Genomic DNA, 24,376 nt, shown 5'->3' with positions numbered 1-24,376 from the left:
ACACCTGCTAACCCCTTTGTACAATTGGGGCTGCGCTGGAATAGCGGGCAAACGTGAGGCACGATGTTGATTCCCACACTATGGGTGATGCCATGATCGAATCCGACCGGTTGATCTCGGCCCGGGCCGGTGAATATGAGGAAGTACAGGACCGGGCCATTCGCCCGACCCTGCTGGCCGAGTATGTCGGCCAGCCCACGGTCCGTGAGCAGATGGATATTTTCATATCCGCGGCCCGGGGTCGTCAGGAAGCGCTGGACCACGTTCTGATCTTTGGCCCGCCCGGTCTGGGCAAAACAACCCTTGCCAATATCATCGCCAATGAGATGGGCGTATCCATCAAGACAACGTCTGGTCCTGTGCTTGAAAAAGCCGGCGACCTGGCCGCCATGCTGACTAATCTCGAAGAAGGTGACGTTCTCTTCATTGACGAGATCCACCGTCTCAGCGCGGCAGTGGAAGAAGTGCTGTATCCGGCGATGGAAGATTACCAGCTCGACATCATGATCGGTGAGGGCCCGGCCGCCCGCTCCATCAAACTGGACCTGCCGCCGTTCACCCTCGTCGGGGCGACCACCCGGGCAGGCTTGCTGACTTCGCCGCTGCGTGACCGCTTCGGCATCGTGCAGCGGCTGGAGTTCTATAACACCGAAGATCTTACCAGCATCATTCTGCGCTCCGCGAGATTGTCTTCGGTAGCCGTCGATGAGGCAGGCGCGTTCGAAATTGCCCGCCGGTCCCGGGGTACCCCGCGTATCGCCAATCGCCTGTTGCGCCGTGTCCGCGATTTTGCGGAAGTCCGCTCAGACGGTCGTATCACTTCTGACATCGCCGATCAGGCATTGAATATGCTGAAAGTGGATAACCAGGGTTTCGATCACATGGATCGGCGCCTGCTACTGGCCATGATCGAGAAATTCGACGGTGGCCCTGTTGGGGTCGAGAGCCTTGCTGCCGCGATCAGTGAAGAGCGCGGCACCATTGAGGATGTGCTTGAGCCCTTCCTGATCCAGCAGGGTTATATGGTCCGGACTCCCAGAGGGCGGATGGTGACCTCCAACGCCTATCAGCATTTCGGCGTGATTCCGCCGAAGTCGGGCAGGGAGGACGATCTTTTTGGTTGAACAGGCGCCAGAGGGAAGGTTCGAACTGCCGATTCGGGTCTATATCGAGGACACCGACGCTGGTGGCATCGTATTTCATGCCAAATATCTCCATTACATGGAGCGGGCCCGAACCGAATGGGTGCGCAGTTGCGGCGTTGGCCTCAGGGCGGGTCTGGCAGACAATATCAGTTATGTGGTGCAACGGCTGACCATTCATTATGCGGTGCCGGCCAAGCTTGATGACGAACTGCTGGTTACTGCGGAACCCGTGGCTTTTGGTAGAGTCTGGATGGATTTCCGTCAGCGTGTGATGCGGGCCGAAGACCGAAAGTTGCTGAGTGACAGTGATGTGCGGGTAGCCTGCGTAGCGCTTGATTCCGGTCGTCCCCGCCGGTTACCGACGAATATGCAGGAATTGCTGGCCAGGAATGTCCAGCCCACCGAAACGATAAACAGAACGAGCCAGGAGTAAGAAGTGGATTCAGAACTTTCAGTCTGGTACCTCATTGCCAATGCCGGTGTCTTGGTTCAGCTGGTCATGCTTTTGCTGGCCCTGGCGTCAATCATGTCCTGGGCCTTGATTTTCCAGCGCCTGCAGGTGTTCCGGAAGGCCAAGAGGGCGCAATTGGCGTTCGAGGAGCGTTTCTGGTCAGGCATGGATCTGGGGCAGTTGTACCGGGAGGTGAATGCCGATCCAACACCGTTTTCCGGCATGGAATCCCTGTTCCGGGCCGGTTTCAAGGAGTTTTCCCGGTTGCGCCAGCAAAGCCGGGATGCCGATGCGGTCATGGAAGGTACACAGCGCGCAATGCGGGTCGCCTTTTCCCGGGAGCACGAGCGGCTGGAGGCCAGCCTGCCTTTTCTGGCGACGGTCGGCTCCACCAGCCCTTATGTAGGTCTGTTTGGTACCGTCTGGGGCATCATGAACTCGTTCCGGGGGCTGGCACAAGTTCAGCAGGCGACACTGGCGACGGTGGCGCCCGGCATCTCCGAGGCCCTCATCGCAACCGCCATGGGTCTGTTCGCCGCAATACCGGCGGTTATTGCCTATAACCGTTTTTCCGCCATGTCCGATGCCCTGTTGAAGAACTACGAAACCTTTGCGGATGAGTTTTCCAGCATCCTCCATCGCCGCGTCCATCAGAGCGACAAGGGCGCCGCATGATGTGGTTGGTAATTAGAGGCAGGAATCAGCCCGGGAGCACAGTTCTATGAAAGGCATGGGAATGATGCCGGAAAACCGGCGCAAGCCAATGTCGGAGATCAACGTGGTTCCGTACATTGACGTAATGCTGGTGCTGCTGATCATCTTCATGGTCACCGCCCCGATGCTGACGCAAGGGGTGAAGGTTGATCTGCCCCAGACCACTTCCGATCCTATTCAGTCTGACAAGGATGTTGAGTCCATCATTGTTTCGGTTGATGCAAACGGAGCGTACTACGTCGAGATCGGAGACGAAGGCAGTGACCCTATGACGCTGTCCGACCTGCGTGCCCAGGTTTCCAAGATCCTCTCGCAACGGGCCTCCAGTGAGATTCTGGTTCGCGGCGATGAGAATGTTACTTACGGCACAGTTGTTCGGTTGATGGCCGAGTTGCAGGGTGCCGGGGCGAGCAGTATCGGCCTGATCACCGAATCACCGCGGGACGACAATTGATAGTGTTGCGGGCAGGAGTGTTGTGAGAGATCACCAGCGCGAAGTAACCACAACAGGCGTGCCACCATGGAAATCTCCGGTGGCGCTCTCGGTCACGTTGCACCTGTTGATTCTGGGCATTGCGCTTGCGGGTTGGTCTTGGACCAGCACCGATCATGAGCCGCCACCCAGGAGCATATCGGCCCGGCTGATTACCCAGCAGGAGCCGGAACCGAGCCCGGTGGTAGAGCCCGTCGATCAGCAAAAGCGGGACGAAGAACGCCGGGCCGAAGAGCAGCGTCGCAAGGAAGAAGCTGAACGACAGAGGCAGCAAGAAGAAGCCCGTCGCATTGCAGAGCAGAAGCGACAGGAAGAACAAAACCGGCTCCAGCAGCAGAAAGAGCAGGAGCGACAGGAAGCAGAGGCGAAAGAACGCGAAGCCCGGAAAGCCCGTGAAGCGGAGGCTGCCCGTCAAAAGGCGGAAGCGGAAGCCAAGGAGCGGGCCAGGCAGAAAGCTGAGGAAGAAAAACGCCGTCAGGAAGAGGCAGAACGAAAAGCCGAAGAAGAGAAGCGGCGGCAGGAAGAGCAGCGGAAGCGGGAAGAGGCCGAACGAAAGCGCCAGGAGGAACTGGCTCGCCAGGAAGCTGAGCGCAAGCGCCTCGAGGCAGAGCGCAAGCTCCGGGAACAGCAGCTTGAAGCCCAGGCGGAGGCGGCTCAGAGGGCCCGGGAAGAGGAAGCCCGTCGCCAGAGAGAGGCGGCCGCTGCGAAAGCGCGGGAAGCCCAGATGCTGTCGGAGAGTGAGAAGTACCAGGCTCTGATCCGTGAGCGCTTGAGCCAGGCGTGGTATCCGCCCAGTTCGGCTACTGAAGAGATGACCGCGCGGCTCCAGATTACGCTGTTACCGACGGGTGAGCTTGCCGGGGTGCGGCTGGTCAGTAGCAGCGGGAATACAGCGTTCGATAACTCCGCTCTGGGGGCGGTGCGTTCCCTGAGTCGTTACCCGATACCCAATGATCGGGATACCTTTGAACGGTATTTCCGACAGTTTACGATTGAATTCAACCCACGCCGGTTGAGATAAGGATGCGGATAACACCATGACACATCGGATTTGGCACAAACCGTTCAGAACGCTTCTTGCCGCCACGGTGCTGATCTTTTTCGCGGTTTCGGCAGCCCGGGCTGAGCTGTTGATCCGGATTACTGAAGGCGCGGATTCGGCCATTCCTGTTGCAGTGGTGCCTTTCGCCGAGTCTGGACAGATGCCCGCTGGCGACAAGGTCAGCAGCATTGTTCAGGCGGATCTGACCATGACGGGCGAATTCCGGACTCTGCCTCCCGAGAAGATGCTGAGCCTGCCATCCAGGCGGGAGGAAGTGTATTTCCGGGACTGGCGCCTGCTGGGCCAGCGCTATGTCCTTGTGGGGGGCCTCAGCCGAAGTGGTGACCGTGTTCAGGCCCGGTATGAGTTGTTCGATGTAAACCGCGAGGAACGGATTCTCGGTGAAACTGCGGCGGCACCTGCCTCCAATATGCGCTCGCTCGCTCACCACATCAGCGACAAGGTATATGAGGCCATCACAGGCGTGCCGGGTGCCTTCTCAACAAAGCTTGCCTATATCACGCTTGATACCGCCAACGGCAAACCCCGTTACCGACTGCAGGTCAGTGACGTGGACGGCAAGCGCGCCAGAATCCGTCTTGAAAGCCAGGAACCCATCCTGTCACCGGCATGGTCGCCAGACGGGGAAAAGCTGGCCTATGTGTCGTTCGAAACAGGGAAACCGGTGATTTTTGTTCATGAGCTTGCAACCGGCAATCGCACCAAAGTGGCCGACTTTCCGGGGCTCAACTCGGCGCCGGCCTGGTCCGACGATGGCCGATCGTTGTTGATGACCCTCTCGAAAGACGGAAATGCCGAGATCTACCGGATGAACCTGGATACCCGGCAGTTGACCAAGCTTACGAACCACTGGTCTATTGATACCGAGCCGAGCTATGACGCCACTGGCAAGGGCATTTTCTTTACGTCGGACCGGTCCGGAGGTCCGCAGATTTACCACATGGATACACCGGGTGCGGAGCCTCGTCGTATCACCTTCGGCAGCCGTTACAACGCTCGGCCAAGGCCCGACAATGACGGTAACTATGTGTATTACGTTCACCAGCGCGATCGGGCATTTCACATTGCCCGTACCGAACTGAAAACCGGGGAGGAAACGATCCTAACCCGCACCGAGTCTGATGAGTCTCCCAGTGTTGCGCCCAATGGCCGGATGCTGATCTACGCTACCCGGCAGAATGGCAGCAACGTGCTCACGGTTATTTCCGCGGATGGTGGAGCAGCGTACAGCTTGCCGGCATCCGAAGGCGATGTCCGTGAGCCCGCCTGGGGACCTTTGGTTCGCTGACTCCCGGAGGTTTCCGGTGTTGGCCATTGTTCAAGCAATAACGTCACTCAACTGAAAGGAAGAAAACATGAATTTTTCAGCTCAATCAAAAGCGTTCGCACTATTGTTGTCCGTCGGTCTGGTAGCGGGCTGTAGCTCTACCGGTGGTACCTCCGAAGAAGGCGGCGAGTATGGTTCCGATGTGGCTGCTGTAGACCAGGAAGGTGGATCCACTGTTTACGGAGGTGACGACCAGGGCGGTGTTTCTTCTTCAGCCATGACCGAAGAAGAGCGTATGGAAGCTCGCAAGCAGGCCGAACAACAGGCCCTGCGTGAAATCACCACCTTCTACTTTGATTTCGATACGGCTGAAATCAAGCAGGAAGCCCGCGATGTCCTGGTGGCACATGCCCGTTTCCTCGCCAACAACCCGGGTCAGAACGTCCGCATTGAGGGTCACGCCGACGAGCGCGGTACCAAGGAATATAACCTGGCCCTTGGCGAGCGTCGTGCTAACGCCGTTCAGCGTTTCCTGATTGTAAACGGTGCTTCACGTGGCCAGCTCGAGACCGTAAGCTATGGCGAAGAGAAGCCGGCCGTGATGGGTTCCAGCGAGAGCGCCTGGGCCCAGAATCGTCGTGTAGAACTCGTATTTGAGTAATCACACAGGAACGACCATGAGAAAAATCCTCATGGCGACAGTGGTGCTTCCGCTTGCCCTCGGGCAGGCGGGAGTGGCCCTGGCGCAATCAGCCCAGGACAGTCAGCGTAACGCCAACAGCAGTCAGGCGACGTCGGAACTGTTCTACATGATCCAGCAGCTTCAGGGTGAAGTCAGACGGCTCCAGGGCGAAGTGGAGGAGCAGCGGCACCTGATTAACCGCCTGCAGCAGCAAGGGCGCGACCGTTATATCGATCTGGATCAGCGTATTCTGGATCTCTCGGAAAAGGTCGCATCACAGCCGGCTCCCGAAGCCAGCGAAGGTGGTGGCTCTGCTGCCTCAGGCCAGGCCCGGGAGGCCGGGGAATACCGCCAGCCCGATGCGGAAGAACGAAAGGCCTACGAGCAGATCCAGGACCTGATTCGTAATCAGAAAAAATACGATGAGGCCATTAGTCGGATATACGAATTTATCGATGAATATCCGGAAGGTGATCTGACGGTCAACGCCTATTACTGGCTCGGCGAGGTCTATCTGGTCACGCCGCAGCTCGAACAGGCAAAACAGGCGTTCACGATTGTCGCTACCCGTTTTGCCGACCATCGCAAGGCTCCGGATGCGGTCTATAAGCTGGGCGTAACTCATGATCGCCTGGGCGAAAAGGAACAGGCTCGGCGCAGCATGCAAACTGTGATTGATGATTACCCGTCCAGCAGTGCTGCTGACCTCGCACGGAAGTTTCTCGAGTCCCAGAACGGCTGATTGTCTGGCGCGGCAAAAATGTTGAGAAACCTGAGAAAAAGGGGTTGATCAACGGCCAAAAATCATTACTATATGCGCCTCGTTTGGGTCGTTAGCTCAGTTGGTAGAGCAGTTGGCTTTTAACCAATTGGTCGAAGGTTCGAATCCTTCACGACCCACCAAACACGAAATACCGGGTGGGCTGAGTCATTCGGTATAGATTGAAGTCAAGGCTTCGGTCGCCAGTTACGGGTCGTTAGCTCAGTTGGTAGAGCAGTTGGCTTTTAACCAATTGGTCGAAGGTTCGAATCCTTCACGACCCACCAAATAACAGAAGCCTGCGGGTTTTTGTGAAAAAAGAGCCTCCGGGCTCTTTTTTTTTGCGTATACGTTCCTACCTAGGTAAACAGGGAACAGGCGAAGCGATCACAAGTGTATGATCGCACTGTTTCAGAAACATTAAGCCTGGGGCATGAATGTTATAATGTCCGGGTTCACGCAATACAGAGACGCAGTAATGACTTACGCTGAAGACCGTATCCTTGTTCAAGAGCACCTGGCGCATGCTGCCGAGCCGAAGCCGCTCAGCGCGGACGAAAAGTCCGACCTGGAGGCTCGTATAAAATCGGCTCTGAAGGAGCAGGATGCGGTGCTTGTGGCTCACTATTACACCGATCCCGATATCCAGCGGCTTGCCGAGGAAACCGGTGGCTGTGTTGCGGACTCCCTCGAGATGGCCCGTTTTGGCAACCAACATTCGGCCTCCACAATCGTTGTTGCCGGCGTGAGGTTCATGGGCGAAACCGCCAAGATCCTGAATCCTGAAAAGCGCGTTCTGATGCCAACGCTTGAGGCGACCTGTTCCCTGGATGTGGGCTGTCCTGCCGATGAGTTCGCCGAGTTTTGTGACCAGCACCCGGATCGCACGGTCGTGGTCTACGCCAATACGTCTGCGGCTGTGAAGGCGAGGGCGGACTGGGTGGTTACCTCAAGCTGTGCCCAGGCTATTGTTGAAGATCTGGATGCCCGCGGCGAAAAAATCCTCTGGGCGCCGGATAAGCACCTGGGGCACTTCGTCCAGAAAACGACGGGTGCTGATATGCTGCTTTGGGACGGTTCCTGCATCGTTCATGAGGAATTCAAATCCCGCGGGCTGGAGGATCTGAAGGCCCTTTATCCGGACGCGGCGGTACTGGTCCACCCGGAATCGCCCGATGCCGTTGTTGAGATGGCGGATGTTGTGGGTTCAACCTCGCAGCTGATTCATGCTGTCCAGACCATGCCTAACGAAAAGTTCATCGTTGCCACTGACAACGGCATTTTTTACAAGATGCAGCAACTGGCTCCGAACAAAACGCTGATTGAAGCGCCCACCGCAGGCAATGGAGCTACCTGTCGTAGCTGCGCCCATTGCCCCTGGATGGCGATGAACGGCCTTCAGAATCTGCTACAGTTACTGGAGCGGGGTGATCAGGAAGTGTTTGTGGATCCGGAACTGAGAGAGAAAGCGCTGCAGCCTCTGCAGCGCATGTTGGATTTTACCGCCAACATGAATCTCAAGGCTGCTGGCAACGCCTGATCAGCTGTTGGCCCTGGCGTGCAGGCGGCTGGTGATTTCTGCCAGCCGCTCGGTCACAATCTGCCTCTGTGGCGCGCCGGCCGGCAACTTTTCCTGAGCCTGCCTTAGCTGACGCTGGGCGGACTCCAGATCGCCCATCAGAACATCGTATTCTGCCCGGGCACGATGCACGCCCACAATATTCCTTGCCATGCCCTCCGCCTCGGCCAGTTTCAGCCAGAGATGCTCCTGTCCCGGTAGCTGACGGGTCAGCTGTTTGAGATGCTCCGCCGCAGCGGCGCCATTACCATCGGCTATTTCCGTGAGGGCGAGAGTGTGGGTGATTGGATAGTTCCCCGGATTCCTCGCCAGTGCGTCTTTCAGAATGGATCGAGCCTCGTCCACACGATCTTGTGCAAGCCTGACCTCTGCGAGGGTTACCTGGAAGGTGATTCGGCCCGGATTCGTGGCCAGCAGATCGTTCAGTATATCCACTGCCTTCTCGTATTGCCGGTCCTCGAGGTAGGCCACGGACAAGCCATACCGGATGGCATCGTTTCTCTGGGCATCCGGCCGATCGAGGTAGGCTTCAAAGGTTTCGACGGCTACGTCGGGGGAGGGCGCGTAATGCACTTGCAGCCGGCTGCGCATCAGATGGTATTCCTGGCCGTCCCGGATGTTTTCATCTGGATACTGTTCGGCACGATTTCGGGTGTCGGCCACGCGGCTCTGGGTTAACGGGTGCGTAGACAGATACTCTGGCAGTCGATTTCCCTGCATGCGGTTCTGGCGCATCATGATTTCAAACATTTCCGGCATGCCACGAGGGTCCATCCCGGCGCTGGCCAGAATGTCCAGACCGACCCGGTCGGCTTCCTGTTCGTGGGAGCGGCTGTAGGCGAGCATGTTCTGGGCGGCCAGGGCCTGGGTTCCGGCAATAGCGGCAAAACCTATATCAGACTGGGTGACCGCCGACAGGACAATGCCGGCAATCATACCGGCGAGTGTGAGCGGAGCGCTGGTTTCCTGCTGCTCCATGCGCCGTGCAAAATGCCGCTGGCTGAGGTGAGCAAGTTCGTGGGCGAGAACGGACGCAAATTGTTGCTCGGTCGCAGCATTGAGAAACAGACCGCCGTTAACGCCTACTATGCCACCGGGCACCGCAAATGCGTTGATAGCAGGACTGTCGATCAATGCCAGGGTCAGGTCCCGATTCTGGAGTGGGGCCGAGGGCACCAGGCGATAGGTAATGGCGCTGAGGTAGTCATACACCAGGGGGTCGCTGATCCTCGGCGCGGATCGGCGGATAGATACCATTACCTGCTGGCCAATATCCGATTCCTGCTGGCCCGCGATAAGGCCTCCACCGGAACCGCCAATGCTTGGCAGCCTGCTCTCCTGAGCGTGGCCCGGCATTGAAAAAAGCAGCAGGGCCAGCAGGGCGGTGATGGCCATTGCCGGTAGCGTTCGGGATCTGGGTTGGATAGCAATCATGTAAAGCCGGGTGCCTGTGGTCTGAATCGCCGGTTTGACAGCGGTTTGCGATAAAAAGTTCTGATCCTCTGGTTAACGAGGATTGTGATGCAATACATTATCACTGTCGGCATAATGCCTGCTTGTTAAATCCGCTTATTATTTTGTGATGGTGTATCGCTAGTATGGTTGATCGAACGCTTGATGCCTCAGGGTTGCGCTGCCCGATGCCGCTGCTGAAGACAAAGCTGGAACTGAACAGCATGGCGCCCGGTGAAGAACTCGAGGTGATTGCTACGGACGCAGGTTCCGCCAGGGATATTCCGGCCTTTCTGCAGATGTCCGATCACAAGTTGATGAGCAGTTCTGAAACCGCCGGGCAGTACCGGTTTGTGATAAAGTGCGGCGGTTAAGATTTCGGAGCTGTAAATGATCAGGACATTACGCGGTCTCGCGCACAAATACTTCTCGGATGAAGAAGCGGTCATCCTGTTCCTGATACTGGTGACAGGAACCATTTTTGTTATCTGGTTCGGTGCCATGCTTGCGCCGGCCATTGCCTCGCTGATTGTGGCCTTTATTCTGCAGGGTCTGGTCACCAAGCTCAACAAGCTGGGCGTGCCGGAGACGGTTTCCATTATTGGGGTTTTCCTGGTTTTCCTCGGCGTGCTTGTTGGCTTCCTGTTTGGCCTGCTTCCGCTGATCTGGACGCAGTTGAGCAACCTGGCCGGCGAGGCGCCACGCATTATCCGGGAGCTGCAATCCTATCTTGAGCTGTTGCCACAGCAGTATCCCCACCTGATCTCCGGAGAAGCTGTCAGCACCGTTTACAGCCAGGTGAGTACGGAAGTGGGGCACATGACCCAATGGCTGGTGTCGTTCTCGCTGTCCAGTATTCCAGATCTCGTGGCGTTGCTGATCTACATGGTGCTGGTGCCTATCCTGGTGTTCTTCTTCCTGAAGGACAGGGAGGTGCTGCTCAACTCCATCGCCCGGCTGCTGCCACCCCAGCGCCCGATGATGCTGCAGATCTGGCACGAGGTGAACCTCCAGTGCGCCAACTACGTGCGCGGCAAAGCCGTCGAGATCCTGATTGTGGGCGGCGCCACCTACATTGCCTTCAAGCTGCTGGGGATGCCTTACGCTGCGCTGCTCTCGCTGTTGGTGGGGCTGAGTGTGGTGATTCCTTATATCGGCGCGGCCGTCGTCACCATCCCTGTTGCGGTGATTGCCCTGTTCGCCTTCGGCTGGGGCAGCCAGTTCATCTGGGTGATGGTCATCTACGGTGTCATTCAGGCGCTTGACGGCAATGTTCTGGTGCCCATTCTGTTCTCGGAGGTCAACAATCTGCACCCGGTGGCCATTATCGTCGCGGTGCTGTTCTTCGGGGGAATCTGGGGCTTGTGGGGTGTTTTCTTTGCAATTCCACTGGCTACCATGCTCAAGGCGGTGTTTGCTGCCTGGCCAGTGAAGGAGTCGGCGCCGCCGGCGGAACCCGGAAGCGCCTGACAGGCGCTTAAAGTGCCTTGACAGCCTCTAGCACCTCGTCAGCGTGGCCTTTCACTTTTACGCCGCGCCATTCAGCCCGCAGCACGCCATCCTTGTCGATCAGGAAGGTGCTCCGGTCAACGCCCATGTACTCCTTCCCGTAAAGCTTTTTCAGCTTGATCACGTCGAAGAGGGTGCACAGGGCCTCGTCCTTGTCTGAAATCAGGTGAAAGGGAAACTCATGCTTGGCCCGGAAATTCTCATGGGCTTTCAGGCCGTCCCTCGATACGCCGAGAATCACCGTATCAAGCTCCTCAAATTGCTTCATCCGGTCCCGGAAGTCCTGTCCCTCAGTAGTACAGCCAGGGGTGTTGTCTTTCGGATAGAAATAAATCACCACGTTCTGACCTTTCAGATCGTCGAGGCGAACAGTCTGGTCTCCGGTAGCGGGTGCTTCAAAATCCGGTACGGGTTTGTTTAACTCAACGGATGGCATGACATCTCCTTTAATTCCCTTGTGTCAGTTCGTGCCCAACATTACCATATCGGTTTTATTCGGACGGAGCTTTTATGATTACGGGTAGCCTTGTCGCACTGGTCACGCCCATGCATCCAAACGGTGACATCCACTGGGAGGATCTGGACAAGCTGGTAGACTTTCATATTGAAAACGGCACACACGGCATCGTTGCTGTGGGCACCACCGGCGAATCCGCAACGCTCGACCCGGAAGAGCATTGCCAGACCATTGGCCACATCATCAAACGTGTTAATGGTCGTATCCCGGTTATTGCGGGCACCGGCGGCAACAGCACCCGTGAGGCCATTGAACTGACGGCCGAGGCCCATAAGCTTGGCGCAGATGCCTGCCTCCTCGTTGTTCCCTACTACAACAAGCCGACCCAGGAAGGCCTGTATCAGCACTTCAAGGCGATTGCCGAAGCCGTCCCCGGCATGAACCAGATGCTGTACAACGTGCCCGGCAGGACAGCGTGCGACATGCTGAACGAGACCGTGCTCCGGCTTGCCGATATTCCGAATATCGTGGGCATCAAAGACGCCACCGGCAACATTCCCCGGGGTGCCGAACTGATTGAAGCGTTGGACGGCCGTCTGGCTGTCTATTCAGGTGATGACGCAACGGCAGCGGAACTTATGCTGGCCGGTGCCAAGGGCAACGTGTCCGTCACCGCGAACGTCGCCCCGAAGGCAATGTCCCAGCTGTGCGAAGCCGCTGTTGCCGGAAATCGTGAAGAAACCGAGCGTTTGAACGAACTGCTCATGCCTCTTAACCGGAAGCTGTTCCTCGAAGCGAATCCTATCCCGGTGAAATGGGCGCTCCATCATATGGGAATGATAGGGGAAGGCATCCGCCTGCCGCTGACCGTGCTCAGCGAAAAGTTCCATGGCGAAGTGGAAGATGCCCTCAAGGCCTCAGGTGTTCTCTGAGTTTGCTTAAATCATCCCATCACCGGAGTAACCTGATGCAGGTTCTAAAAGGAACCGGTAGTACCCTGATGTTCAAACCCGTTGTTGTCGCATCCGGGCTGTTGCTTCTGGCAGCAGCCTCGGGCTGCAGTCTGGTTGAAGACCGCTCCGAACGCTATGTGAATGCCACGGAAGGAAAACCACTGGAATTGCCGGAGACCGCCGACGATTCCCGTTTCAGTCAGACCATGCCCATCCGTGATGTCCAGCCGGCCGACGCCAGCAAAATGTATCCGTCCGATATTCCGCGTCCGCCGGACATGACATCGGACATCCTTGATGAAAACTACGTTATCGAAGAGCTGGATGGTCGGCTCTGGCTCCTGGTCAACGACGTGCCGGGCAGAATCTGGCCTGCGGTAAACAGCTATCTGTCCGAGCGGGGTCTCGGCGTCGGCTTCGACAGTCCCCAGTTGGGTATCCTGCAGACTGAACTTGCCAATTTCAGCAAGCGTGCCCGAAACCTTGTGGAGCTGTCGGATAACCCTTCTGCCGGCGAACAGAAAGTCGTTCTTCAAGTTCGGATGGCTCCCGGAGTGCGACGCAAGACCACAGAGGTGCAGGTACGCCGGCTTGATGTTGAAGATCAGCCGGATGAGCTGATCCCCTGGACTGGCGTTTCTGATCCCTCCGAGCAGGCTCTGGAATTGCAGAGACGCCTGCTGTCCGATCTGGGTGACTTTCTCCGGGCGCGTGAAGAAACCAAGTCCTTTTCCCGGGCGGCATCCGGAATGGTCAGCGATCCGTTGGTTCGCCTGATCTCGGAAAACGATGAAGCCGTCGCGATCCGCATGGAGCTTGATTATGGTCGTTCCTGGGCGGAAGTAAGTCGGGCACTTACAGATTCCGGCATTCCCGTTGTCGATCTGAACCGCAGTGAAGGCTGGTTCCATGTCGATTTCCGCACCGAAGACGAGCGGGATCCGGGCTGGTTCAGCTGGTTCAGTGACAAGGACGCACCCCAGCATACCCACACAGTCAGCCTTAGCCAGCAGAGCGACGCCATTGTCATCTCTGCCGAGGACGTTCCGGGTTACACTGGCAGCCGGACGACGCCGGATCTGCTCGAGCAACTGTTCGATTACCTATACTGATTCAGGAAGAGGCCGCCAGAGGCGGCCGCTTTTCGGAGACCCCAATGGAAAAACGCGAAGAACTCTACGCCGGCAAGGCAAAATCCGTCTACCGTACCGACAACCCCGAACGTTTCGTGCTGGTATTCCGTGACGACACATCCGCCTTCGATGGTGAGAAAAAGGAACAGCTCAATCGCAAGGGCATGGTGAATAACAAGTTCAATGCGTTCATCATGGAGAAGCTGGAAGCGGCAGGTGTGCCGACCCATTTTGAAGGGTTGCTGTCGTCCACCGAATCGCTCGTCAAGAAGCTGGATATGATTCCGGTTGAATGCGTGGTTCGCAATGTTTCCGCCGGCAGTCTCTGCCGTCGTCTTGGCGTGGCGGAGGGGCAGGAACTGAATCCGCCCACCTACGAACTGTTCCTCAAGAACGACGCACTCCACGATCCGATGGTCAACGAATCCCTGGCCGTCAGCTTTGGCTGGGCCGCGGCGGATGAGCTGGAGCAGATGAAATCGTTGACCTATCGGGTTAACGACGTGCTCAAGGCCCTGTTTGACGAGGCAGGCATGCTGCTTGTGGACTACAAGCTGGAGTTTGGTCGCTGCGAGGGCAAGATCGTTCTGGGTGACGAATTCAGTCCGGACGGTTGCCGGATCTGGGACAAGGAAACTCGCAAGAAAATGGATAAGGATCGTTTCCGCCAGGGGCTTGGCGAAGTGATCGAAACGTACGAAGAAGTCGGGCGCCGTCTGGGAATCCAGTTCGACTGACTGAAACTGACAACAAATTCAAAAGGTGTGTCATGCGTAAACTGATGCTTGCTGTAGGTGGTTCACTGTTTCTGGTGACGCCTGTGTCACAGGCAGATGTGGTTGGTCTCGGAGCCAGCGTAAGCTACTGGGATTCGGATCTGTCCGGCCAGGCTGCCACCAACAACGACCTTGTGGATGTCGAGAACGATCTGAATCTCGATAGCGATGCCAACGCCAATGCCTCCCTGTACCTTGAGCATCCGGTGCCGCTGTTGCCCAATGTTCGGTTGAACTACACTTTGGTTGAGCAAAGTGGTCGAGGCGATGTAGGTCTGGCTGGCTTCGACGGTGTTACTGGTGATGTCCAGTCTGATCTGGATCTGGAACAGTTGGATCTGACCCTGTATTACGAAGTACTTGATAACTGGGTAAATCTCGACCTTGGCCTCACTGCCCGCGATTTGACGGGCGACCTGATCGTGCGGCAAGCGAATGGGTTGGCCACTAGCGAAACGAGCATTGATGGCGTGATTCCCATGGGCTATCTCGCGGCCCGATTTGATCTGCCGTTAACCGGCGTGTCAGTAGGTGCAGAAGGCAACTTCATCAGCTTCGACGGTGACTCGCTGCACGATTTCAACGCCTACGGCCAGTACGAGATCTCACTGATACAGTTCCGTGCGGGCTATCGTCAGATGTCCATTGATTACGAAGATGGCAATGACCGGCTTGATGTCGAGATAGGCGGACCGTTTGTGAGTGCCGGGGTCTCGTTCTGAGGCCGGCAGTCTTTTCAGGGAGAGACACGTGAAGATTCTTGTTACCGGAACGGCCGGTTTTATCGGCTCACACCTGGCTCATCGCCTTCTTGATCGGGGCGATGAAGTCATTGGCGTTGATAACGTCAATGATTACTATGATGTGAACCTGAAGGAAGCGCGGCTGAAACGCCTGACCGACAAAGCCGGTTTTACCGAAGTCCGTCAGGATGTGGCTGACCGCGCTGCCATGGAAGCCCTTTTCGCCGAGCACAAACCCGAGCGGGTAGTGCACCTGGCGGCCCAGGCGGGTGTCCGATATTCCATCGAGAATCCTCACGCCTATGTGGACGCCAACCTCGTTGGTTTCATGAACATCCTTGAAGGGTGCAGGCACAATAAGGTCAAGCACCTCGTCTATGCGTCCAGCAGCTCGGTGTACGGTGCCAACGAGACCATGCCGTTCTCGGTGCACGACAACGTGGATCACCCGCTGAGTCTCTACGCGGCCTCCAAGAAGGCCAACGAGCTCATGGCCCACACGTACAGCCACCTGTATAACCTGCCGACCACAGGCCTGCGGTTTTTTACTGTCTATGGTCCCTGGGGTCGTCCGGATATGGCCTTGTTTATCTTTACCAAAAAGATCCTTGCCGGGGAGCCCATCGACGTCTTCAACCATGGCCACCACCGCCGGGACTTCACCTACATCGACGACATCGTCGAAGGCGTGATCCGGACCCTGGACCATGTCGCCGAACCAAACGGGGAGTGGAGCGGAGCAACCCCGGATCCCGGAACCAGCAAGGCGCCTTATCGCCTGTACAACATCGGGAGCAACAACCCGGTTGAGCTATCTCGCTTTATCGAGATTATCGAGGAGCGAGTCGGGAAGAAAGCCCAGAAAAACCTGCTTCCGTTGCAGCCGGGCGACGTGCCGGCCACCTACGCCAATGTTGATGATCTGATCGACGATGTGGGCTATAAGCCAGCTACCCCCGTAGAGGAGGGTATTGCGCGGTTTGTGGACTGGTATCGGGACTTCTACAATGTATAAAAGAGGGCCAGCAACTGCTGGCCCTTCTCGTATCTGGGACTCGACAATGGAGCATTGGCGATGATGGCAGTGTTACAAAGATGGTTTCTGGTAGCCGCGCTTATCGGCATGGCCGGCTGCACCGGTCTTCCAGAGGGTATTGAGCCAGTCTCCGGTTTTGAGAGTGACCGTTACCTCGGTACCTGGTACGAAATCGCCCGCCTGGACCATTCCTTTGAGCGCGGTCTCACCAATGTTCGCGCGGAATACAGCCGTAACGACGACGGCAGCATCGAGGTAATCAATCGGGGTTATAACGTCGAAAAAGAGACATGGGAGGAAGCTGACGGCCGAGCGGTGTTTGTCGAGGATGAGAACACGGGCCACCTGAAGGTGTCTTTCTTCGGACCTTTCTACGCCTCTTATGTGGTGTTTGAACTCGACAAGGAACACTATTCATACGCCTTTGTGACGGGGTACAACCGTGACTATCTCTGGTTTCTCTCGCGTACCCCCGAGGTCAGTGAGGAGGCGATTGAGGCGTTCAGGAAACGCGCAAAGGCAGAGGGCTTTGATCTGGAAGAGCTGATCATGGTTGATCAGTCACGGGCTGAATAAAGGCCTGAAGATCCGTTTGCTACACTCAGGGAATCAGTCCTCCGAAGGAGCCCTCCATGAGTGAAAAAAGCAGCGCCCAGCGCCGATTCGAGCGCCACCTCAGAGACCACCTGCTTGTCGAATTCTGCCAGCTGATTGCCGATGATGAGGAGGCCCCGGAAACACTGGAAGCCGATGCGCTCCTTTCGGACGCTGTGTCAGCGCGTGCAACCGATCTGCATCTGGATCCCTTCCCGGATCATTATAGGGTTCGGCTCCGGATCGACGGTATCATCGTTGATGCGGTCGAAGTCTCGTACGACCAGGGGCGGCGCCTGGTTAACCAATTCAAAGCCATGGCGACCCTCGACCCGATTCCCTCTGTTCGGTGCAATGAAGGGAGTTTTGTCTATACCCTCGACGATATTGATCTCGATCTCCGGGTTACTTCCATACCCTGCGTCTCGGGGGACAAGCTTGCGATTCGGGTCCTGACGCCACCGGCTTCGGTGCAGAATATTCAGGAGCTTGGCATACCCTCTGAGGGTATCGGCTGGATTCAGCGCTGGATGGACGCCACAGGTGGGATGTTCCTGGTGTCTGGCCCAACGGGAAGCGGCAAGACAACCACGCTATACGCCCTGTTGCATGAACTGAAACTCAGTGACAGTCATGTAGTCACTTTGGAAGATCCCGTTGAATACGAGGTTCCGGGCATCAATCAGGTGCAGGTCGATACCGCCCATGAACTCGACTTCGCACGTGGTACCCAGGCGATGCTTCGTCTGGACCCGGACTACGTCCTGATTGGTGAGATTCGCGATGTTCCCTCAGCCCAGGCGGCCATCAGCGTTGCAACCAGTGGGCGTTCCATGATGGCCACACTGCACAGCCGGGATGCTGTGGGGACCATCACGTCACTTCGGAATCTGGGGCTGGACGATTACGAGATCGCGGCCAATCTCGGAATTGTTGCTTCACAACGGCTGGTTCGCAGGCTTTGTAAGGAATGCCGCACGAAAGGTCAGCCTGACGAGATTTCTCGACAATGGCTGCTGGATGCAGGCCGTGAGGTGCCGGAAGAGACCTGGCTGCCGACAGGTTGCCCCAGCTGTAACAACCTGGGCTACCGCGGACGGCTCGGCGTTTTTGAAGTCTGGCAACTGACCGAGGAAGACTATGGCAGGATTCTTAAACATGAAGATGAGCACAGTCTGCGACAGGCCCTGAATGATCGGGGGCAACAGATGATGCTGGACGATGGTATGGCGAAGGTCGAGAGTGGCGAGACAACGTTCAGGGAGCTTTTAAGAACAGGGGTCATGTTCTCGGGCTTGCGGAGCGCAAGGGAATAGCTGGTCTATGCAGCGCCGCTCTTTCTTTTGGGCACAAAAAAAGCCAGTTCTTACAGGGAGTAAGCAACTGACTCTTTCAGCAGGAGTGGTAGGACCACCCAGATTCGAACTGGGGACCTCTACCATGTCAAGGTAGCGCTCTAACCAACTGAGCTATGGTCCTGTATCCTGCAACGGGGACGAAATATACTGATTCAGCCGATGCCGGTCAACCACTTTTATGCGGTTTTCCGGCTCCGGAGTTTTTCCTTGATGACTTTGCTCAGAACCGCCCAGCGGTTGACGATCAAGGCCGCGAAGATGAGACCGCAGCCGGCCAGCTGAATGCTGGTCATTGTCTCGCCAAACCAGCCTGCAGCGAACAGGGCGACCCAAACCGGCTCCAGTACCAGAATCACGACGCCATGGCTGTTTGCAGACAGGCTCTGGGCCAGGGTCTGAAGCAGGAAGCGGCCGGCCGTACCAATGACGGCGCTGGCCACTACCCACCAGACCAGTATTGGTGAAAGGTTATTCAGAGTCGGCAGCCAGGGCTCCATGATCATGGACTCGATCAGGGTCAGCATGCCGACCGTGAGCAGAGCAATGGCTGTCAGGGGCAGGGCGGGTACCCGATGCTTTTCCACCGTCTTGCCCAGCCGGTTAATCACCGTTCTCTGGTTGGCCGCCCGGGTATTGAGATTGAAATACAGGGCGAAGATCGTCGCTGCCATAACAAAGAAAATCTGGCCTGCTTCAGGGCGAAATCCGTTTTCAAGGGATAGCAGAGCGAGCCCGGCAACGGCAATCGGAATGGCCAGCCATGTGCTCGCCGGTTGGGCTTCCTTGAATACCAACCGTGCAATAATGGGAACAATCACAACGCCCAGGCTGGTCAGGAAGGCACCCTCGCCGAGGCTCGTTATATGAACCAGCCCCATCACCCAACAGGTCATCGCCGTGCCGAACACCAGGCCCACACCCACACTTCGACGAAGCTGATCCACGCTTAGCTTCATCAGCGAGCGGCGGGCGAAAAAGGCGAGCACCGTGCCGGCAATCAGAAACCGGGCAGCCATGAACATCAGCGGAGGCATCAGCAGCACTGCTTCTTTTGAGAACATCCAGCTGATGGCCGCAAACAGGGTGACAACAACCAGTAAAAGATCGGATTTGTGGGTGTCAGACATTGGATATCGCTTGCCGGCAGTGGGTGAATCAAACGGGAAAGCGAACCAATGTATAGTTTGCGAACTAAAAAGAAAAGATGGGTAGAACTACCGAGGCAAGAAGTGGCTCCTCCCTGAGCCTTTTGTTTGCATTGTCCAGATGGGTTTAGTTATTCAGAGTGGTATAAACCAGATTGGACATATCCGTCTGGTCCGAGCCGGGCACTTCAATGTACCGGTCACCTGAACCCCACCACTGCCACCAGGCGCGCTTGTTATAGGTGCGGCTGGCGAAATCCACCTGCAAACCGTTGAGGGTGGTGTTGTTGACTACCGGCACGGAGATGTTGCCCGTCTCGGAGCCCAGCACGCCGCTGTGGGTGACGCCCTCGTTCATCAGCACCGGGTAGTGGTTGTAGTACAGAGCGCCAGGGCCATTCTGGCTCGTTACCTTGCCCGCCAGGCTGATGCTGGAGGAGCAGGAATCAATCCCGGCGGCGGAGGTTGCACCGCAAGCCGAATGGGTGGGTACTACGCCATCATCGGTGCCGGCGATGAACGGTTTGGTGATACCGCCATAGGAGGAGCCGCCGGCCACGAAGCGAAGCCTGGGGATTGAATTCGGGCTAACCGCCAGGTTGCGCGCTGCGTTGGTCTGCAGGTCATTTACCACGCCCAGCTTGCCGGGCTCCGGCTCTATGCCGGTGAAGGCTTCGACTGCCGCCCTGAGGGGCCAGTTGTACCAGCTGTCGTTGTAGGCAAGACTCAGGGCCAGGTTGGCCAGTTCCGTGCCACCGCCTGCGCCGGAGTAATCCAGGGCTGCCAGGATCTTCAGCGGTTGAAGGCCCTCAGACTGAAGCCACCGAGCCTGGTTTTCCAGCAGATAGCGGGTAACCAGATCACCGGTGGAGTGGGAGACGACGATGCAGTAGTCATTGCACAGACCTTGCTGACTGATCTGACGCATCTGTTCATAGGCTTGCTGGGCAATACCACCTTCAACGCGCCCGTCACTGCCCCAGTCGATACGGGCCTCGGCCCGGGAGAGCCAGAAAGTACGCCAATAGTCCTCGCCGGCGTTCTTCACCTCCTGCAGATTGGCGGGAGGGTTGGCCAGGTCTTGTTGCTGGAATCCGTGAACCAGGATCACGTTGTGCCCGGCCAGTTGGGCCTGGGCGGTGCCGGCAAACAAGCTGCCGGTGATAGCGACCGCCAGGGCGGTCTTACAGGCATTTCCGATCTTTGTTGTTTTCATAGTTGCTCCGTCTTTGCTGCTTTATTGTTGTCACAAGACGTTTATCCGCCACTTGTAGCGGTACAGCCCGGCGTTAGCCGGTGCAGAGCCTGCGCCCTGCCATCAGAACTTGTCGGCAAGCTGCCGCAGCAGAGCCGCGCGCTGTTCTGATTCGGGATTCACCGCCGGTGTATCGGTAAGACTGCCGAGATCCGGCGGTGTGAAAGCGTAGCCCTCGTCGGGGCCGAAAGCGTAATTAGTCCGGTCACCTGGCCGGGCGGGAAGCTGCCGAATCTGCAGGTTTTTCAGCTGTAGCTGGCCGTCCACCGTCTGATCGGCCAATACCGTGCCGTGTGCCTTCAGATTGATCGTGTTTGAGGTGCTGTCCAGCCTTTTCTCCATCTGCAATTGAGCAACCGGGCGTTGGCCAACGAACAGCTGGGCCGAAAGCGCGTAGTAGCCGGAATCTTCCGGCGAGAAACGAACGGGAATTATCAGATTGTTACCCTGGATACGGGCATCGCCAAGCCCCTCGAATTCGCCCAGGTAAGGTTCAATGGCCAGTGTTGAAACATTGCGGACTGGTTTGCCATCAAGCCGGGCCTCAACGATCAGCCGATATTCACCCGGTGATTCGTCGGCGGACAGAACGCCCTCGAAGTAACCCGGGGAACCCGCCTCTTCCAAGGTGGTGCCAGCGATGGCATCCCGGCTTTCCGGCCTCTCCAGCGTTGCAGACAGCGAGCGACCGACCACCTGAGAGCCCCGGATAGCCGCTGCAACAAGAATTTGTTCCCCTGCAGTAAACCGGTATTTCTCCAGCGTTACGGTGAACTGCCCGTCACCTTCGAGGGGCAGACTGACCGGCTCGTAGTGATTGCCACCGTAGGCGTTCGCCTGTTCCGGGGAGAGAGGTATGGACCACGGAGGGTATCGGGTAGTTTCAGCGTATTGATCGGCAACGCTGGCCAGCATGAACCCGAGGGCATTATCCGAGGGTGGTTCCGGCTCAGCCGAGGGATCGGTAGAAGACTGCCTTGCCAGGCCTGCGCTGTGGACAGGCGCCGTCTCGGCCGAGTCGACCACCTTCGAAAACCAGCTGAAATCTGTGTGGTTGTCAGCGGAGAGCAGATACCCCGCGCCAACCACGCCAGCAGTTACCAGTGTCAGAAGAAGAGCGACCTTGCCCGGCATGCGGCAGTTCCCTTGATTATTGTTGTAGCTCTAAAGATAACGGGATTTCCGCCGCACCCCAAAAATCCGGACTCTGTGTGTAACAGAATGTGTCCGCGTTGTGCGGTGGTTCACATTCCGATCAGCCGGTGATCAGAACATGCCGGATTCCCGAATGGCCTCGAAGCCAAAGTGCAATTTCACTTCATCACCGACCATCGCGCCATCAAGGCCGTAGGTCATGCCCCATTCACTGCGTTTCAGGGTGGTGGAGGCGCTGATGCCCAGTGTGTATTCCTCATGGCCAAAGGGGTAGACGTCTGCCTTGTTGAGGGTCACATCCAGCACCACGGGGCGTTTCTGGCCAAGTAACTCCAGATCACCAGTTACCTTGCCCGTGTTTTCCCCCGTGGTTTCGAAATCGGTAACAGTGAAGATGATCTCTGGGTACTCGTCGGCATCGAGAAAATCCGCATTGCGAACGTGGTCGTCGCGTTTCTTATGATTGGTGAACACACTGTCGCTCTGGAACACCAACTGACCGGATTTCAGCTCCCTCGCTTCCTCGTCGTAAACAAATTGTCCCTCGACTTCGCGGAACATCCCCATCACCGGGGCGTAGCCGATGTGCATGATCTCGAAGAACATTGAAAAGTGCTCGTCGTCGACGACAAAATCTGTTGGCTCGGCCATGGCTGCCGGGCTCAGTGCGAGTGCAGCAGGGAGGGCAATGGCGGAACGGGTAAGGGTTTTCCGGTTAATGAACATCATGGTGATGTCTCCTCTGATAAAGCCAGTGAATATCCAGGAAAAACGACCACACAAGCAGTGCGAGAGCAGTTGCAAGCGTGATACTGGCGAATAGCGCATTGACCGGCGGCAACACGGCCACCAGCAGGGTAACGATTTGCCAAACGCAAACCGTCTTGCGTCTGAAGCTCTCCGGCAGTGGGGCATTCAGCCAGTCCAGGAAGTGAGTCGCAATAACGAAGGCATAGCGAATAAGGCCCAGGGCCAACACCCAGGGACCAGCCTTGCCCAATGCCAGGACAGCCACGCTGAGGCCGAGAATAAACAGGGCATCCAGTTCCATGTCGAAGCGAGCGCCAAAGTCGCTCTGGGAGCCGGTGGCCCTTGCGACTTTGCCGTCGACGCCATCCAGAATCAGCGCCAGCAATGCAATCCAGCCATAGAGCCAGAGACTATCGGTAAGGTGGTCGGCAAAGGGGGCCAGCGCCACTAAAACTATCACCAGACTGCCTCTGAGCAGCGTCGCCCGGTTCGCCCACCCGAAATCCCGGGCCTCGGGCCAGAACCGGATGATCAGGGCACAAAGCGCCAGGTAAAGCACTGCTGACAGCAAGTAGAAAAGGACGGGGGGCTGGGTTAACCAGCCGGTGACTGCACAGAACAGGGCGATAAGCCCCGAGCCCCAGACGAGATCCAGGGAAAGTGGCATCCTTTGCGACGCTGAATGGCCGTTAGAATCCATCAATGAACTCCAGCGTATAGGTTTGCAGGCATCAAATACCCCGGATGCGCTGTACACTGACTATAGTTGGTATAACTGATCATGCTTACGAGCATAGACCGTGTTCAGACCTGAAGGTTCAGCCCTGGCAGGGCGACGACCGGCACGTTTGAAAAACTGCCAAAAAGGAGATCCTTTTGCATCGCGACCCTGATGAGCCGAAAACCGAATCGATGGCACGGGCCTGGTGGGTAACCGGCGCCGGCAAGGGCAAGATTCTGGAAACGCCACTGGTTACCTCTGATGACGAGCAGAAGGACGAATTGGTCACGGTTCAGGCGCTGTATTCGGGTATCAGTCGGGGCACGGAATCACTGGTTTTCCATGGCCGGGTACCAAAGAGCGAATACGCAGCCATGCGGGCGCCGTTTCAGGAGGGAGATTTTCCCTGGCCGGTAAAGTACGGCTACGCCAGCGTCGGCAAAGTAGTGGAAGGGCCTGCCGAGTTAGTGGGCCAAACGGTGTTCTGCCTTTATCCGCATCAGAATTGCTACCGGGTGCCGGCGTCGGCGTTGACGCCTCTGCCCAAAGACCTGCCCGCCGAGCGAGCAATACTTGCCGCCAACATGGAAACCGCTGTAAACGGCCTCTGGGATGGAGCGCCAGCAGTCGGTGACCGCATTGCCGTGGTTGGTCTTGGTGTTGTTGGCCTGCTCGTCGCCTGGCTGGCGAGTCGTATCCCGGGAGCCCGAGTCACCGCGATCGATACGAATCCAGAGAGACAGGCCGTTGCCGAACAGCTCGGTTTGACCTTCAGCAGTGAGTCGGCCCCTGATGATCACGACCTTGTTATCCATGCCAGTGGCCACCCCTCGGGCCTGGAGACCGCTCTTGGGCTGGCAGGGCAGGAGGCGACCATTGTGGAAATGAGCTGGTACGGGGATCAGCTGGTATCTGCACCGTTGGGGGCCGCATTCCATCCGCGGCGTATGACCCTGAAATCCAGCCAGGTGGGCCAGATTGTGCCCTCCCGCGTCCCACGTTGGGACTATCGCAAACGCCTGGCGCTGGCGTTGGAACTGCTCCAGGACGATACGCTGGATGCGCTGATTACCGGCGAGTGCCGGTTCGATGACCTGCCAAAATCCATGGCACGAATTCTCATTGATGGCCGGGACACTCTCTGCCATCGAGTTGTTTTCTGATAATCCAAACTACCCGCTAAGG

26 protein-coding genes and 3 tRNA genes are annotated in these 24,376 nt (G+C 57.1%); 21 read left to right on the top strand and 8 right to left on the bottom strand.

From position 1 onward, the window contains the following. Positions 1-92: 92 nt before the first annotated feature. The 11 genes from ruvB to nadA all read left to right on the top strand — a co-directional run bounded on the left by ruvB (position 93) and on the right by nadA (position 8,115). The gene (ruvB, locus tag ACP86_RS00350; protein WP_008169131.1) at positions 93-1,124 is read left to right on the top strand and encodes a Holliday junction branch migration DNA helicase RuvB; all 1,032 of its coding nucleotides are present in this window, start codon (positions 93-95) and stop codon (positions 1,122-1,124) included. Further along, positions 1,117-1,578 (top strand): YbgC/FadM family acyl-CoA thioesterase, encoded by a 462-nt coding sequence (locus ACP86_RS00345; protein ID WP_014577390.1) that lies wholly within the window; start codon positions 1,117-1,119, stop codon positions 1,576-1,578. The genes ruvB and ACP86_RS00345 overlap by 8 nt, the downstream gene beginning before the upstream one ends. A gap of 3 nt (positions 1,579-1,581) precedes the next feature. Continuing rightward, on the top strand, positions 1,582-2,271 hold the full coding sequence (gene tolQ, locus ACP86_RS00340; RefSeq protein ID WP_014577389.1) for a protein TolQ: 690 nt from the start codon (positions 1,582-1,584) through the stop codon (positions 2,269-2,271). A 46-nt stretch (positions 2,272-2,317) separates the two neighbouring features. Continuing rightward, on the top strand, positions 2,318-2,764 hold the full coding sequence (gene tolR / locus ACP86_RS00335; RefSeq protein ID WP_014577388.1) for a protein TolR: 447 nt from the start codon (positions 2,318-2,320) through the stop codon (positions 2,762-2,764). Between the two features lie 79 nt (positions 2,765-2,843). Then, positions 2,844-3,824, top strand: a complete 981-nt coding sequence (tolA, locus tag ACP86_RS00330; protein WP_053112183.1) for a cell envelope integrity protein TolA — start codon at positions 2,844-2,846, stop codon at positions 3,822-3,824. Positions 3,825-3,840: 16 nt separating this feature from the next. Then, the gene (tolB, locus tag ACP86_RS00325) at positions 3,841-5,154 is read left to right on the top strand and encodes a Tol-Pal system beta propeller repeat protein TolB (protein WP_053112181.1); all 1,314 of its coding nucleotides are present in this window, start codon (positions 3,841-3,843) and stop codon (positions 5,152-5,154) included. 67 nt (positions 5,155-5,221) lie between these two features. After that, on the top strand, positions 5,222-5,794 hold the full coding sequence (pal, locus tag ACP86_RS00320) for a peptidoglycan-associated lipoprotein Pal (protein WP_008169120.1): 573 nt from the start codon (positions 5,222-5,224) through the stop codon (positions 5,792-5,794). Positions 5,795-5,810: 16 nt separating this feature from the next. Next, on the top strand, positions 5,811-6,557 hold the full coding sequence (ybgF, locus tag ACP86_RS00315) for a tol-pal system protein YbgF (RefSeq protein WP_053112179.1): 747 nt from the start codon (positions 5,811-5,813) through the stop codon (positions 6,555-6,557). 85 nt (positions 6,558-6,642) lie between these two features. Continuing rightward, positions 6,643-6,718: transfer RNA gene (locus ACP86_RS00310), tRNA-Lys, on the top strand. Positions 6,719-6,786: 68 nt separating this feature from the next. Then, positions 6,787-6,862, top strand: a tRNA-Lys gene (locus tag ACP86_RS00305). Between the two features lie 191 nt (positions 6,863-7,053). Next, a complete protein-coding gene (gene nadA / locus ACP86_RS00300) occupies positions 7,054-8,115 on the top strand; it encodes a quinolinate synthase NadA (protein ID WP_053112177.1) in 1,062 nt (353 codons plus the stop codon). Here nadA and ACP86_RS00295 read toward each other — a convergent pair whose 3' ends face one another. Continuing rightward, complete coding sequence (locus ACP86_RS00295; protein ID WP_094182482.1) at positions 8,116-9,549, bottom strand: M48 family metalloprotease; 1,434 nt, start codon at positions 9,547-9,549, stop codon at positions 8,116-8,118. It lies immediately after the preceding gene. Positions 9,550-9,752: 203 nt separating this feature from the next. Here ACP86_RS00295 and ACP86_RS00290 point away from each other — a divergent pair, with 203 nt between their 5' ends. After that, positions 9,753-9,980: a sulfurtransferase TusA family protein gene (locus ACP86_RS00290; RefSeq protein WP_008169116.1), complete on the top strand. Its 228-nt coding sequence runs from the start codon at positions 9,753-9,755 to the stop codon at positions 9,978-9,980. A 16-nt stretch (positions 9,981-9,996) separates the two neighbouring features. Beyond that, positions 9,997-11,076, top strand: coding sequence for an AI-2E family transporter (locus tag ACP86_RS00285; RefSeq protein ID WP_008169115.1), 1,080 nt, complete (start codon positions 9,997-9,999; stop codon positions 11,074-11,076). Between the two features lie 7 nt (positions 11,077-11,083). Here ACP86_RS00285 and ACP86_RS00280 read toward each other — a convergent pair whose 3' ends face one another. Then, positions 11,084-11,551: a peroxiredoxin gene (locus ACP86_RS00280; protein WP_053112173.1), complete on the bottom strand. Its 468-nt coding sequence runs from the start codon at positions 11,549-11,551 to the stop codon at positions 11,084-11,086. Positions 11,552-11,625: 74 nt separating this feature from the next. Here ACP86_RS00280 and dapA point away from each other — a divergent pair, with 74 nt between their 5' ends. The 7 genes from dapA (at position 11,626) to ACP86_RS00245 (ending at position 18,123) form a co-directional block, all read left to right on the top strand. Further along, positions 11,626-12,504: a 4-hydroxy-tetrahydrodipicolinate synthase gene (gene dapA, locus ACP86_RS00275; protein ID WP_053112172.1), complete on the top strand. Its 879-nt coding sequence runs from the start codon at positions 11,626-11,628 to the stop codon at positions 12,502-12,504. A 35-nt stretch (positions 12,505-12,539) separates the two neighbouring features. Beyond that, entirely contained in the window at positions 12,540-13,637 is a 1,098-nt protein-coding gene (gene bamC / locus ACP86_RS00270) for an outer membrane protein assembly factor BamC (protein WP_008169110.1), read from the top strand. Positions 13,638-13,681: 44 nt separating this feature from the next. Further along, positions 13,682-14,395 (top strand): phosphoribosylaminoimidazolesuccinocarboxamide synthase, encoded by a 714-nt coding sequence (gene purC / locus ACP86_RS00265; RefSeq protein WP_008169108.1) that lies wholly within the window; start codon positions 13,682-13,684, stop codon positions 14,393-14,395. Positions 14,396-14,427: 32 nt separating this feature from the next. Further along, positions 14,428-15,156: a TIGR04219 family outer membrane beta-barrel protein gene (locus tag ACP86_RS00260; RefSeq protein WP_053112170.1), complete on the top strand. Its 729-nt coding sequence runs from the start codon at positions 14,428-14,430 to the stop codon at positions 15,154-15,156. Between the two features lie 28 nt (positions 15,157-15,184). Next, on the top strand, positions 15,185-16,192 hold the full coding sequence (locus ACP86_RS00255; RefSeq protein WP_053112168.1) for an NAD-dependent epimerase: 1,008 nt from the start codon (positions 15,185-15,187) through the stop codon (positions 16,190-16,192). A 63-nt stretch (positions 16,193-16,255) separates the two neighbouring features. After that, the gene (locus tag ACP86_RS00250) at positions 16,256-16,789 is read left to right on the top strand and encodes a lipocalin family protein (RefSeq protein WP_053115424.1); all 534 of its coding nucleotides are present in this window, start codon (positions 16,256-16,258) and stop codon (positions 16,787-16,789) included. Positions 16,790-16,845: 56 nt separating this feature from the next. Then, positions 16,846-18,123 carry a GspE/PulE family protein gene (locus ACP86_RS00245; protein WP_053112166.1) on the top strand — a complete coding sequence of 426 codons (1,278 nt, stop codon included), beginning with the start codon at positions 16,846-16,848 and terminating at the stop codon, positions 18,121-18,123. A gap of 86 nt (positions 18,124-18,209) precedes the next feature. Here the strand turns inward: ACP86_RS00245 and ACP86_RS00240 are convergent. The 6 genes from ACP86_RS00240 to ACP86_RS00215 form a co-directional block, all read right to left on the bottom strand. Beyond that, positions 18,210-18,286 (bottom strand) — tRNA-Val (locus ACP86_RS00240). A 55-nt stretch (positions 18,287-18,341) separates the two neighbouring features. Next, positions 18,342-19,292, bottom strand: coding sequence for a DMT family transporter (locus ACP86_RS00235; RefSeq protein WP_053112164.1), 951 nt, complete (start codon positions 19,290-19,292; stop codon positions 18,342-18,344). A 145-nt stretch (positions 19,293-19,437) separates the two neighbouring features. After that, the gene (locus tag ACP86_RS00230; protein WP_053112162.1) at positions 19,438-20,526 is read right to left on the bottom strand and encodes a hypothetical protein; all 1,089 of its coding nucleotides are present in this window, start codon (positions 20,524-20,526) and stop codon (positions 19,438-19,440) included. Between the two features lie 102 nt (positions 20,527-20,628). Beyond that, positions 20,629-21,699: a hypothetical protein gene (locus tag ACP86_RS00225; RefSeq protein ID WP_053112159.1), complete on the bottom strand. Its 1,071-nt coding sequence runs from the start codon at positions 21,697-21,699 to the stop codon at positions 20,629-20,631. 132 nt (positions 21,700-21,831) lie between these two features. Continuing rightward, complete coding sequence (locus ACP86_RS00220) at positions 21,832-22,449, bottom strand: YceI family protein (protein ID WP_053112157.1); 618 nt, start codon at positions 22,447-22,449, stop codon at positions 21,832-21,834. Then, on the bottom strand, positions 22,436-23,170 hold the full coding sequence (locus ACP86_RS00215; RefSeq protein ID WP_053112155.1) for a CDP-alcohol phosphatidyltransferase family protein: 735 nt from the start codon (positions 23,168-23,170) through the stop codon (positions 22,436-22,438). The genes ACP86_RS00220 and ACP86_RS00215 overlap by 14 nt, the downstream gene beginning before the upstream one ends. A gap of 176 nt (positions 23,171-23,346) precedes the next feature. Here ACP86_RS00215 and ACP86_RS00210 point away from each other — a divergent pair, with 176 nt between their 5' ends. Continuing rightward, positions 23,347-24,354 carry a zinc-dependent alcohol dehydrogenase gene (locus ACP86_RS00210; RefSeq protein ID WP_082220526.1) on the top strand — a complete coding sequence of 336 codons (1,008 nt, stop codon included), beginning with the start codon at positions 23,347-23,349 and terminating at the stop codon, positions 24,352-24,354. Positions 24,355-24,376 lie beyond the last annotated feature (22 nt).

Origin of the sequence: Marinobacter sp. CP1 (assembly GCF_001266795.1) — a bacterium.
GTDB lineage: Bacteria > Pseudomonadota > Gammaproteobacteria > Pseudomonadales > Oleiphilaceae > Marinobacter > Marinobacter flavimaris.
Note: the sequence above shows the minus strand (reverse complement) of the source record. Positions and strands in the feature narration are given on the sequence as shown.

Coding starts and splice junctions, on each gene's coding strand:
- ACP86_RS00235 (WP_053112164.1), bottom strand. CDS start 19,292: ATGTCTGACACCCACAAATCCGATCTTTTACTGGTTGTTGTCACCCTG.
- purC (WP_008169108.1), top strand. CDS start 13,682: ATGGAAAAACGCGAAGAACTCTACGCCGGCAAGGCAAAATCCGTCTAC.
- ACP86_RS00215 (WP_053112155.1), bottom strand. CDS start 23,170: ATGGATTCTAACGGCCATTCAGCGTCGCAAAGGATGCCACTTTCCCTG.
- ACP86_RS00250 (WP_053115424.1), top strand. CDS start 16,256: ATGGCAGTGTTACAAAGATGGTTTCTGGTAGCCGCGCTTATCGGCATG.
- tolR (WP_014577388.1), top strand. CDS start 2,318: ATGAAAGGCATGGGAATGATGCCGGAAAACCGGCGCAAGCCAATGTCG.
- bamC (WP_008169110.1), top strand. CDS start 12,540: ATGCAGGTTCTAAAAGGAACCGGTAGTACCCTGATGTTCAAACCCGTT.
- dapA (WP_053112172.1), top strand. CDS start 11,626: ATGATTACGGGTAGCCTTGTCGCACTGGTCACGCCCATGCATCCAAAC.
- ACP86_RS00220 (WP_053112157.1), bottom strand. CDS start 22,449: ATGATGTTCATTAACCGGAAAACCCTTACCCGTTCCGCCATTGCCCTC.
- pal (WP_008169120.1), top strand. CDS start 5,222: ATGAATTTTTCAGCTCAATCAAAAGCGTTCGCACTATTGTTGTCCGTC.
- ACP86_RS00245 (WP_053112166.1), top strand. CDS start 16,846: ATGAGTGAAAAAAGCAGCGCCCAGCGCCGATTCGAGCGCCACCTCAGA.
- ACP86_RS00260 (WP_053112170.1), top strand. CDS start 14,428: ATGCGTAAACTGATGCTTGCTGTAGGTGGTTCACTGTTTCTGGTGACG.
- ACP86_RS00290 (WP_008169116.1), top strand. CDS start 9,753: ATGGTTGATCGAACGCTTGATGCCTCAGGGTTGCGCTGCCCGATGCCG.
- ACP86_RS00295 (WP_094182482.1), bottom strand. CDS start 9,549: ATGGCCATCACCGCCCTGCTGGCCCTGCTGCTTTTTTCAATGCCGGGC.
- ruvB (WP_008169131.1), top strand. CDS start 93: ATGATCGAATCCGACCGGTTGATCTCGGCCCGGGCCGGTGAATATGAG.
- ybgF (WP_053112179.1), top strand. CDS start 5,811: ATGAGAAAAATCCTCATGGCGACAGTGGTGCTTCCGCTTGCCCTCGGG.
- tolB (WP_053112181.1), top strand. CDS start 3,841: ATGACACATCGGATTTGGCACAAACCGTTCAGAACGCTTCTTGCCGCC.
- ACP86_RS00280 (WP_053112173.1), bottom strand. CDS start 11,551: ATGCCATCCGTTGAGTTAAACAAACCCGTACCGGATTTTGAAGCACCC.
- ACP86_RS00230 (WP_053112162.1), bottom strand. CDS start 20,526: ATGAAAACAACAAAGATCGGAAATGCCTGTAAGACCGCCCTGGCGGTC.
- nadA (WP_053112177.1), top strand. CDS start 7,054: ATGACTTACGCTGAAGACCGTATCCTTGTTCAAGAGCACCTGGCGCAT.
- ACP86_RS00225 (WP_053112159.1), bottom strand. CDS start 21,699: ATGCCGGGCAAGGTCGCTCTTCTTCTGACACTGGTAACTGCTGGCGTG.
- ACP86_RS00285 (WP_008169115.1), top strand. CDS start 9,997: ATGATCAGGACATTACGCGGTCTCGCGCACAAATACTTCTCGGATGAA.